General features: G+C 43.5%; 4 protein-coding genes. All 4 read right to left on the bottom strand.

Annotated elements, in window-relative coordinates; genetic code table 11:
• Positions 1 to 6: 6 nt before the first annotated feature.
• The 4 genes from fabD to CTER_RS02965 all read right to left on the bottom strand — a co-directional run bounded on the left by fabD (position 7) and on the right by CTER_RS02965 (position 11,860).
• Entirely contained in the window at positions 7 to 1,278 is a 1,272-nt protein-coding gene (fabD, locus tag CTER_RS02950) for an ACP S-malonyltransferase (RefSeq protein WP_004623652.1), read from the bottom strand.
• On the bottom strand, positions 1,279 to 3,579 hold the full coding sequence (locus CTER_RS02955) for a condensation domain-containing protein (protein ID WP_004623676.1): 2,301 nt from the start codon (positions 3,577 to 3,579) through the stop codon (positions 1,279 to 1,281).
• A 229-nt stretch (positions 3,580 to 3,808) separates the two neighbouring features.
• Positions 3,809 to 5,749: an oxidoreductase gene (locus CTER_RS02960; RefSeq protein WP_004623633.1), complete on the bottom strand. Its 1,941-nt coding sequence runs from the start codon at positions 5,747 to 5,749 to the stop codon at positions 3,809 to 3,811.
• 48 nt (positions 5,750 to 5,797) lie between these two features.
• Positions 5,798 to 11,860, bottom strand: coding sequence for a hybrid non-ribosomal peptide synthetase/type I polyketide synthase (locus CTER_RS02965; protein WP_004623636.1), 6,063 nt, complete (start codon positions 11,858 to 11,860; stop codon positions 5,798 to 5,800).
• Positions 11,861 to 11,864 lie beyond the last annotated feature (4 nt).

Below are 11,864 nucleotides of genomic sequence, written 5' to 3' on the forward strand. Positions count from 1 at the left end.
TTGAATTCAGGCCTCAAGTTCAAAATCCTGGAATAGCTCAAAGGTCCCGGTCTCTTCGAAAATTTGAGTAAATCTCTCAGCTTGCTCCTCGGAAGGTGTTTTCTTTGTCCTGAATACAGATCTGAGCATTTCCAAAGCGTCTTCCATTTGCTCCTTTGAAGGCTGCTTCTTTTGTTTCTCCAGCTCTTCCTGCAGTCTTTGAATTCTCTTATACGGCTCAATAACACCTTTTTGATATTCATCATTATCCCAGTTATTATTTCGGGTGCACACAGCTGTCGCAAGACATCTGGTGACCACTGTCGGCAAGTTGGGATTATAAATGCCAGCACTTCCGGCATTTTCTGAAAGCTCGTCCTTCAAAAGTGCCGCATCTTCTTCCATATCAAAAGAGTAGGTTTTCATATCAGGGGCATTTTTCTTCATAAGATTTTTTAATACATTTTTGGGACCAAGCTCCACAGCTATGCTTATACCATTTTGCTTCAGGAATATCATTGATTCGGTCCATCTCACCGGACTCACAATTTGTGCCGCTAAATTTTCAATAATAGAGGTGTGTCCGGTATAAGGCTGTGCCGTGACATTTGACAAAACCGGGTATTTAAGCTCCTTATAGGTATATTTATGAAGTTCTGCCCTCAGCCTGTCTGCAGCAGGCTGCATAAGCGGGCTGTGAAAGGGTGCACTCACTTTTAACGGTATGATATTCGCTCCCAGCTTCCTTAATCTTTCACCGGCAGCATTTACTGCCGAAGTATGCCCGGATATAACTATCTGGTCAGGTGAATTATAATTTGAAACTACGATGACTTCGTTGCTGCCGGCATATGTACTGCATTCCTTTTCAATCAGTTTCCTGTCAATCCCGCTGACAGCTGCCATTGCACCAATTCCCTGCGGAACGGCCTCCTGCATGAACCTTCCCCTTTCACGCACAATTTTTACGGCATCGGAAAAATCCATGCTTCCTGCACAGACCAGCGCTGAAATCTCCCCAAGACTATGTCCTGCCATACAGGAGGGCTCTATTTCATATTCCTCCATAAAAACTCTGAAAGCAGCTACACTTGCAGTTAACAGGGAAGGCTGTGTATTTTCCGTTTTTGTCAATTCTTCAATTGAGCCATCAAAGCAAAGTTTGCTCAATTTGAATTCCAGTGCGTCATCGGCTTCCTCAAAGGTTCTGGCTGCAGAAGTATAAATATCACAAAGTTTTTTTCCCATCCCGACATATTGAGCTCCCTGTCCGGGAAATAAAAATGCAGTTTTCTTCATTTAAATCATCCTTTCAATAAGTATTTTGATTAGATTAATATAATTTGAAAGCAGTTCCTCCACCTTTTCTTTTCTAAGCCTTTTTGAATTGTAATCACAGATTATGGAAATAACCTCACTTTTGTCATCAATCTTCATTATGATGTCGTAATTCTCCAGAAACTCTTCTTTCTCAACAGCCTGGTTTGTGAACATGGCCATAATGGAATTGTCGGTTTTATTAAGCTGCATGGAGCCTGCCAGCTTTATGGGATATGTATCTGACCCGGACGCATTTACCCGTTTTACCGAAACTGTCTTAAAAAGTTCACCAAAATCTGAAATACTCTCCATATTAATACTGAGCGGATATACAAATTCATTGCCGTTAATCATCGTTTGAACCGTTACCTGCTGCTGTCCGATGGTCTCAGATAACAGATATATGTAAATTGCCAGCAGTGCATCAATTTCTTCTATTCCAATATCGGAAGCAACTTCCTGAAGATTGTTCCATACCTCATCACAAATACCGGCCTTAAGGGCAATTTCCTCGTTTTCCTCATCCCCGTTTATAAAGAAATCAAGCGGCAGGGGCAACAGAGGCACAGTTACGCTAATATCTTCTGTACCGGTGTCTGTAACCTCTCCTTCAATATAAGCGGCCAAACCTGATATGGTGGGGTATGAGAAAAGTTTGGCAATAGTCAGCTTTCCCGGATAAATTTTCTCTATTGCCTCATGCATTCTTACCAGTCTCAGAGAATTTCCTCCAATTTCAAAAAAGTTGTCGCTTACCCCAAGCCTGTCACAGTTCAATACCTCTTTCCAGATAGTAATGAGATTTTCCTCAATTTCAGAATAACTTTCCTGCTGATTATTATTTATCTTCAGATCACTTAAGGCAATTCCAGGGTTTTTTATTACCTCCCGGAGAATATATAAATAATTCTCCTTCATACTCCGGACAATTTCTTCATTAAACCAATCGGCATTGTACTTTATAGTACCTCCAAGTGCCTGATCTATTTCCTTTAAGGATAAAACCAAAGCTTTGCCGTTGAGCCAATAATTGCCGTAAATAACCCGGGCTGTCAGATCACCGGAACTCCTTGAAAAAGCTGTCTCGGTACTAAAAAAGAACATATTCCTGCAAGCAGGACAATTCCGGGATATCCTGTCTCCTCCCGGTTCGGTTTCAGCCCACACCAGGGGGAAATCCTGATAAGTACAGGTTTCAAGTACCTCAGCCCTTACGTTGTTTAAAAGTTCTCTGAAATTCATGTTATCAGTAAAATCCATTAAAAATGCAATTTCATTTTCAAAAGGACCTACCAGCTTCTCAAGTTCCACACTGTTCCTGCTTTCGGCAAGAGTGCCGATACAAATCTCTTTTTGCCGGTCGGATTTATAAAGCAGGCAGTAGAATGCAGTCAGCAATAGTGTATACAACGTTACGTCCTCACGTCTGCACATCAATTTCAATTCTTTGAGCATATCAGGCGGCATCTGTAATGAAACCATCCCCAAAGTATTCCCATTTGCCGCCGTATTGGTACCCTCGGATGAATGTGGCTTGCATAGCGCCACTCTTTTGAGCTTTTTTCGCCAATAGTCATGTGACCTGGAGTACATGCCTTCAGACCACAGCTCTCTTTGACGGCAGGCAAAATCTCCGTATTGTACCGGTAAGTCCTCTAATTCGGTTCCCTTTCCTGTACTGTAACGCTCATAAAAACAAATCATATCATTTAGAAATATATTTATTGAGGGAACATCGAAAATCAATGGATGGGCTTTTATCAACAGAAAATATTCTCCTTCAAAAACAGCAAGTAGTCTGAACTTGACAAGCGGACCCTCTTCAAGATTCCAGGATGTATTTTTCAAATCATCGGCAATGAATCTTTCTGCAGCAAAAATCTTTTTCTCCAGGTACTTTCCCTCAATATCAGCTGATTCAATATATAATCCGGAACTTTGACTTTCAGCCTGAACATTTATATTATCATTGGAGCAAAACACATAGTTCAGTATCCTATGGCGTTTCGAAACAGCAATAATACTTTTTTCCAGGATATCAGAGTCAAGCCGTCCCTTCAGCATCACCATGCAGGTTATACTGTCCAGGGAACGCAACCCGTCATCCCAAAGTCCTTGTTGGATACCCGACAGGGGATAACAGCCGTCCCTGCTTTTGTAGGGCATTATTCTTTTATGTGTTTCAGGCTTGTTTTTGACAGCCTTTTCACTGATTTTTCTCTTTAAAAGTTCCAATTGTTCCGGAGATAAAGCTGCAGCTTTTTTCGAAAGGTCTTCCATCACAAATTCCCCCTGTCTTCAACGGATTTAAATTATCTCGTTATGCTAATTAGTTAAAATCAATTTTGTCAGTAAAAATTGTTTCTATTTATACAGGTACTTCCGTACTAACTTCATGAAATAAGGATGCCCCCAAAACAATTACGAAAATTGTTTTTAACTGTGCATCTTATTTCATGAAGCTGTACTCGCGCACCTGTATAATCAGCCTAAACTACTAGGACATTAGTTAAATTATAGACCCTACCCTGAATCCTTCATGGATTGCATCACCGATTTTACGGGGATTATTACAGTCCCCTATTGAATAAATCTCCTGAACCCTGTCACCTAATTTTTTGATCAGGTCATTCTTAGGTTTTACTCCCAGTGCAATAATGACAGTATCGGCTTTAATCTCTTTTTTCTGCCTGCTCATGTCCTCAACCAGCATGCCTTCCGTTGTAAATGCTTTGATTGTATTACCTGTAAGTATATTTATTCCGGCATCCTGCAGCAGTTTTAGTATTGTTTTCCTGCTTATGGGATTGACATCTGCTGCAACGGCAGACAGTCTTTCTACGATTGTTACTGATTTACCCTTGTGCGCCAGATATATGGCTGCCTCACACCCTTTAATCCCCCCTCCGGCAATGGCCACTGAATAGCCCGTGTCTTTTTTACCCGAGAGAAAATCAAGAATAGATATGTTTTTTTCATTTTCAATACCCGGTATTAATGGGATCACAGGAACTGCACCTGCAGCTGCAATAACCACATCCGGCTTCATCTGCTCAATGAAAGGCAGCTTGACTTCACATCCCAGCAAAACATTGACTCCTGATGTTTTAACCTGATTTACCAGATATGCCGTAAAATCAGCAATTGCCTTTTTGACCGGAATTGCAGCAGCTGCAACCAGCTGCCCCCCAAGTTCCTTTTCCTTTTCACAAAGAGTTACGTTATGTCCTCTTATTGATGCTATTCTGGCCGCTTCCATACCTGCGGGCCCTCCGCCTATGACCAGTACATTTTTAGTTTTGAGCTTTTCAGGCAATTTATAATCCGTCTCTTCTCCCAGAATAGGATTAACCGAGCAGGCTGAAACTATTTTACCCACACAATGCTCATTACAAATCAAACAGCTTCGAATGTCCTGAGTATTTCCTTCCTTTGCTTTGTTTGACCAGTCTGGATCAGCCAGAAGGCTTCTTCCAAGCCCTATAAAGTCGGCCATTTTGTCCGAAAGAATCTTTTCAGCGGTTTCAGGGCTTTTAATATTACCGACTGTTATCACCGGAATATCAACCACACTCTTTATCTTTCCGGCCAGCTCTGCATAACAGGCTTCCCCCATATATTCAGGCGGTGTCATCCATATGTTGGCATCATAGCAGCCTGCATCTATATGAAGCACATCAGCTCCAAATGCCTCAAGCTTTTTAGCAATTTCCGCCGACTCCTCTATGGTACGTCCGCCTTCAATTTTGTGTTCACCTGACAGACGAACACCGATTGGAATATCACTTCCCACTCTTTTACGTATTTCTTTGATTATTTCTTTTATAAATTTAAGCCTTTTTTCAAAGGTTCCCCCATATTCGTCAGTTCTCTTATTCCACAGCGGTGTCATGAACTGATCCGCCAAATAACCCGTATGAGCATGAATTTCTATCATATCAAAACCTGCTTTTGCAGCTCTTTCAGCTCCGTCTCCGCAGGCCTTCACAATTTTTCCTATTTCCTCCCGCGTCAGTTCCCGGCAAGTAATATCATGGTCGGTAAAGGCAGGTACCGGTGAAGGTGCGGCAGGAATTGCCATCTTATTTGCTATATAAGATTGCCTACCCTGGCCAGGTGAAAGCTGCATGGCAATTTTAGTTCCGTAACTGTGAACTGCCTCAGCCAATGCTTTTAAGCCGGGCATCACACTATCCGAATCACATGCAACAACGGGTGCTTCAGGCGGAATAATCGAAATCTCTGTCTCGGCAAGCACACTCTCTGTTATAATCAACCCAACTCCGCCTTTAGCACGCGCTTCATAATAATTTATATCTTTTTTTGAAAAACAGTGATCCTGTTGAGCGAAACCCATTGACATAGGTGCCATCACAACCCTGTTCTTAATTTCCAGCTTTCCTATTCTTCCAGGTGCAAACAGATTGGGAAACGGCTTTTTCTTCTCCATATTTACATCCTCCTGCAATTAATAAACGGGGCATATGTTACCATTACGTTACTTGTCGCCCTCAAGCAATAAGGCAAGCTGTTCGGGATCAAGTGCATCAATTTGCTTTTCAACAATTAATTCTGCCAATTCTCTGATGCTGGCCTTTTCAAAAACCTGCTTCAGTTCAATTTCAACTTCAAATTGGTTCCTTATCCGGTTAACCAGTTTAACTGCTGTAAATTCATCTCCTCCCATATCAAAGAAGTTATCTGTAGCGGCTATCTCATCCACTTCCAGCAAATGTCTCCAAATTGCAGCTATTTCCTGCTCAATTCCCAGTTTGGGTTCTGCATGGTCATTTCTCATGGATTTATCTGAAGCTGAATATTTCTTTTGCGTGGATGTGTGCTTTTTCAGCCAGTATTTCTGACGCTCAAATGGATAAGTAGGCAGCACAAGGTTCCTTCTGGTCTCGTATTGGTAATATCGGTACCAGTCGATATTTATGCCCGCCAACCAGCACTTTCCCAGTGAAGCTGTGATATATTCTGCTTCGGATACCGGACAGCTGCTATCGGGAAGTGAACAGATGATTGACCTGTTCCTGGTGTCATTCGAGAGTTTCTCTGTCCAGAAAATCTTTTTATCTTCCGCTCCTAAAACGAGAAAAATTCTGTCGGAAGCTTTGAATATTTCCTCCAGGCCCTTATTTGAAACAGGCAGGGGTTTATCCTTCCAAAAGCTCTGTTGTGTGGCTTCAGAGCTTTTTATCCAGCTCCCACTTTTATTTGAAATAAAAGGTATGACAGGAGGATTAAAGTTTATTGACCCGGCTGCCTTCCCACCATCCAGCAGCAGCTTGAGAGCATCCTCCACTGAAACAACACCTGATATACACGCCGCAGTTATTTCTCCTGTTCCGCTTCCGATAATGGCCCTGGGTTTTACACCCCATGACATCCACAACTGCGCAAGTGAGTATTCCACGGCAAAAGCAATACAACACTCTATTGTTTTATCCATATCTTTAGCAGTAGTATTATTTTTTGTATTATTCTCAGGATACAGAGCATCTAACAAATCATGTCCAGCCTTTGCCTTTACATATTCACTGCAACGGTCCATACTCTCTTTAAAAACTTTCTCAGTGCTGTAAAGCGCCCTTCCCGAATTGACGTATTTGGTGCTTTCTCCCGTGAACATAAATACAATTTCTCTATTATTTGAATTTATATTTGCATAGGACTCAGTATTAAAATCTATGGCTGAAAGCATGTCAATCACATTTTCGTTATGGCCGTAAACAGCCATAAATCTGTGATTAAATGCCTTTCTGCCCTTTTTTAGCGTATAGACCACATCCGCCATATTTATCTGCCGGTTTTCCTGCAAATAGCCAATCAAATTGGTTTTATATTTTTCAAGTGCACTAAAGGTTTTTGCCGACAGGGTAAAAAGCTGATAAGGTCTCGATGCTCCTGAAGGGGTCTGCAGTGGTGCTTCCTCCAGAATAGCATGCACATTCGTGCCTCCGATTGCGAAGTTGTTAACCCCTGCCAGACGGGGAAGCTTATCTGTCTCCCAGGCAATCAGCCTGTTATTCACATAAAACGGACTATTGTCAAAATCAATCCTTGGGTTTGGGGCTTCAAAATATATGGTAGGAGGAATAGCTTTATTCTGAAGAGCTAAAGCTGCTTTAACAATACCTGCCATACCGGATACATGATCCAGGTGTCCCAGGTTTGATTTTGAAGAGCCAATGGCACAGAATTGTTTTTCCTGGGTCTTTAATCTGAAAGCCTGGGTGAGAGCCTCCACTTCAATGGAATCGCCAAGCGGAGTTCCGGTTGCAAAGGCTTCAACGAAGCTTATGGCATCGGGACTGATTCCGGCCATCTCCTGCGCCTCAGCCACCACCTTTGCCTGCCCCTCAACACTTGGAGCCGTAAAACCTGCCTTCATTGCTCCATCGTTATTTATGGCTGAGGCTTTAATGACTGCATATATGTTATCCCCATCCCGCACCGCATCCTCCAGGCGCTTGACAACAACTACTCCTATTCCGTTGGCATGGACTGTCCCGCCGGCCTTTGCATCAAAAGGTCTGCAATGCCCATCCGGCGAAGGAAGTCCTCCTTCTTCATACAGGTACCCTATTCTTTGAGGTACTCTTATCTGCACCGCGCCGGCCAGTGCCATATCACACTCGCCGTGTATGAGGCTTTGGCAGGCAGTGTGAATTGCAACCATTGAAGTTGAGCAGGCTGTCTGGATATTCATACTGGGGCCGTTCAGCTTCAGGTGATAAGATACCCTCTGTGCTACGAAATCACTTGAATTTGCTGCCAGGAGCGCCATTCTCTCCTTATAGTTGATCATCACCCCATGAGCACTGTGCTCATCAGTCATGTTGTTTATCATATACGTACTCATGGCAGCACCACAGAATACACCGATACGCTCCTTGCAGCTCTCAGGGTCATACCCGGCCCGCTCCAGCGCTTCCCAGGAACATTCCAGCATAAACCTCAGCTGCGGATCCATGCTTTCAGCTTCCTTGGGACTGTAACCGAAAAAGCCTGCATCAAACAATTCAACATTGGCAACATCAGCTTCGGCCTTTACGAAATTGGGCATACTTAAAAGTTCTTCACTGCCTCCCGCTGCAAGAACATCTTCCTCCGAGAAGAAGGATACCGATTCTATCCCATCTCTCAGGTTCTCCCAGTATTTCTCAGGGGAATCGGCTCCGGGAAATCTAAGCGCAATACCTATGATAGCAATATCTGTATTACTGTCCCGGTTTAATGACTGCCTTCTGGTTCTGGCGCGCTGTACTCCGCTTTCCAGATCCGCTTCTGCCTCATTACCACTGTTTATAAACCTGGCAATTGCACTTACTGTGGGATATTTAAACATATCCAGCATTGTAATTTCAGCATTGAATATCTCCTTAAGCCTGGTATGAACCTGGGTCATTAGCAGGGAATGTCCCCCCAGGTCAAAGAAATTATCATTGACTCCCACCCTCTCAACCTTAAGAACTTCCTGCCATATCCCGCAAATTGTTTTTTCCGTTTCATTCTGTGGAACTGAATCAGCTCCGGCCTTTTCAGCTTTTGCAGTCTGAGGCATGGGAAGCAGCAGGCGGTTTATTTTTCCGTTGGGTGTCAGAGGCAAAACCTCCATTTTGACAAAAGCTGCCGGAAGCATATACTCAGGAAGCTCTGCTTTCAAATGATTTCTGAGCTCTCCATCTGCTATGGCAAGCGCACCGGTATTTGGGACAGTGTAATATGCAACCAGTCTTTTATCGTTTGAAGAAAACTCTTTTACTGCAACAACCACCTGATTAATGCCTGCATATTTGCTTAAAACTGCTTCAATTTCACCCGGTTCTATTCTGAAGCCTCTGATTTTTATCTGATGATCGGTCCTGCCAAGCACTTCAATTTGACCATCGGGTAAAAAGCGTGCTACATCACCTGTTCTATAGATTCTTGCAGATGTCTCCTTAAGAAAGGAGTTGGGAAGGAATTTTTCCTGCGTCAGCCCTTGCCTGTTCAAATATGCCCTTGCCAGCCCGTCACCGCCGATGAAAAGTTCCCCGGCGGCTCCTATGACAACGGGCTTCAACTCCGGATCAAGTATATACATCTGGGTATTATCAATGGGTTTACCTATTGTTATACGCTCCTGCCCGGCTTCTATTCTGCATACAGACGACCATATGGTGGTTTCGGTAGGCCCATACATATTCCACAGGGAGGAACTCCGCTTTAACAGCTGTTCTGCCAGTTCCACAGACAGGGGCTCACCGCCGCAAAGGATTTTGAGTTTTTTACTTCCCTGCCAGCCTGCTCCCAGCATCAGTCTCCATGTTGCAGGAGTAGCCTGCATGACTGTGATATCATACTTTTTAACGGCGTTAATAAGAGCGGCCCCATCCAGAACAGTTTCGCGCTCTGCAATTACAACGCAGGCACCAACGGTAATGGGAAGAAATAATTCCAATGCGGCAATGTCAAAACAAATTGTTGTTACCGACAGGAGTCTGTCATTCTCAATCATACCCGGTTCCTTACTCATGGCTTTAAGGAAATTCACAACAGCTCCATGCGGAATCTGCACACCTTTGGGTTTTCCGGTTGAGCCTGATGTGTAGATGGTATAGGCGAGATTTGATCCGGTTATTTTATTTTTCGGGTTATCTCTGCTTTCCTTGGCTATTGCCGTCCATTCTTCATCAATACACACAATTTTGGCCCCCTGACCGGAAATGGAGTCTGAAAGCCTCTGCTGCGTGATAATGAACGGCATCCGGGCATCCTGGATCATGTATAATATCCGTTCGGAGGGATATGCCGGATCTATGGGAATATATGTACTGCCGGCCTTGAGTATCCCCAGCTGGGCTACAAGCATATCTTCCGAGCGTTCCACACAAATACCGATAAAGGGTTCAGGGCCGGCACCCATTTTTATCAAGTAATGGGACAACTGATTGGCCCTATCATTCAATTCCTTATATGTAAGTTTCCGGTCACCGAAAATGACAGCGGCATTATCAGGTGTCTTAAGAACCTGCTGTTCAAACAACTGATGAACACACAGGTCTTTGGCATATTCAACGCAGGTGTCATTCCAGGCATAAAGAATCCTCTGCTTTTCCTGTTCAGTCATAACAGGTATATCGCTGATAGGAATTTGGTGGTGTTTCGGGATATTCTCCAAAAGAGTTAAGAAGTGCTCTGTAAACCTGTCTATAGTACTCTTTTCAAATAAATCAGAGGAATACTCAAAGAAACCTCTTATTATCTCGTCGGCTTTCCATAGCTGAAGCTCTATGTCAAATCTTGCAGTAGAGCTTTCCACCTCAAGAGAAGCAAGTTTCAAACCCTGCATGTGAATCTCGGGAATTGCTTCGCTCTGATAACTGAAGCATACCTGGTACAGTGGATTCCGGCTCAGATCCCTTTCGGGCTGCAATGCCTCAACTACATTTTCAAAGGGTATATCCTGATTGTCATAAGCTCCGCGTGTAGTTTCCTTAACCCTTTCCAGGAGTTCATCAAAACTTGGATTTCCTGACAGCTCGGTGCGCAGCGCAAGTGTGTTGACAAAATAACCTATAAGGCCCTCCAGTTCGGTTCTGTTACGGCCTGCAATCGGAGTGCCTACAATGATTTCACTCTGTCCGGAGTACCTTTGCAGAATTATTTTAAGTGCAGACAGCAGTACCATAAAGATAGTCGCACCCTTTTTCTGTGCAAGTTCATGTAATTCCCCTGACAGGCCGGAGGATATTTCAAAATATTTTCTTGCCCCTCTGTAGCCTTGTACGGGAGGTCTCTGATGATCTGCCGGAAGCTCAAGAACAGACTGGCAGCCTCTTAATTTTTCTGCCCAATAGTCCAATTGCCTGTTCAGGGTTTCACCCTTTACCCATTCTCTCTGCCATATTGTGTAGTCTCCGTACTGAATCGCCGGTTCCGGCATGGCAGCTGCCTGACCTGAGGCAAGTGAAGTATAAATAGCTGAGACCTCTTTCATCAATACCTGTAATGTCCAGCCATCCGATACAATATGGTGCATATTCAGACACAGCACATTTTCATCATCCCTAAGTCTGATCAGCATTACTCTCAGAAGAGGTCCATTGCTTAAATCATAAGGCTTCAGATTATCTTCGGTAATAATCTGCCGCACCTTATCCATTTGTTCAGCTCTTTTAAAACCGGTCAGCTCCTTAATGGGCAAATCGATTTTCAGTTCGGGCAAAATAACCTGAACCGGCTGACCATCAGCCATTTTAAAAACCGTTCTCAAAGCTTCATGGCGTTTAATCACAAGGTTAAAGCTGTCATTAAGGGCATCAATGTCCAATCTTCCGTTCATTATAACGGCTGACGGTATGTTATAAGCCGGACTTCCCGGATTCATCTGCTCCAAAAACCAGAGCCTCTGCTGAGCGAAGGACAAGGGTAATAAACCGGCTTCCTTCCTTTTCTGTATAGCCTGATTTTCTCCGTTGACTTCTGCCTTTTTTCTTTCCTTCATAAGCATTTCAAAAAGCATCTGCTTTTTAGCAGCCAGGCTATCCTGTTTACCTGAAATATCACTCATTGAT

The organism is Ruminiclostridium cellobioparum subsp. termitidis CT1112 (assembly GCF_000350485.1).
GTDB lineage: Bacteria > Bacillota > Clostridia > Acetivibrionales > DSM-1351 > Ruminiclostridium > Ruminiclostridium termitidis.

Coding starts and splice junctions, on each gene's coding strand:
- fabD (WP_004623652.1), bottom strand. CDS start 1,278: ATGAAGAAAACTGCATTTTTATTTCCCGGACAGGGAGCTCAATATGTC.
- CTER_RS02955 (WP_004623676.1), bottom strand. CDS start 3,579: ATGGAAGACCTTTCGAAAAAAGCTGCAGCTTTATCTCCGGAACAATTG.
- CTER_RS02960 (WP_004623633.1), bottom strand. CDS start 5,749: ATGGAGAAGAAAAAGCCGTTTCCCAATCTGTTTGCACCTGGAAGAATA.
- CTER_RS02965 (WP_004623636.1), bottom strand. CDS start 11,860: ATGAGTGATATTTCAGGTAAACAGGATAGCCTGGCTGCTAAAAAGCAG.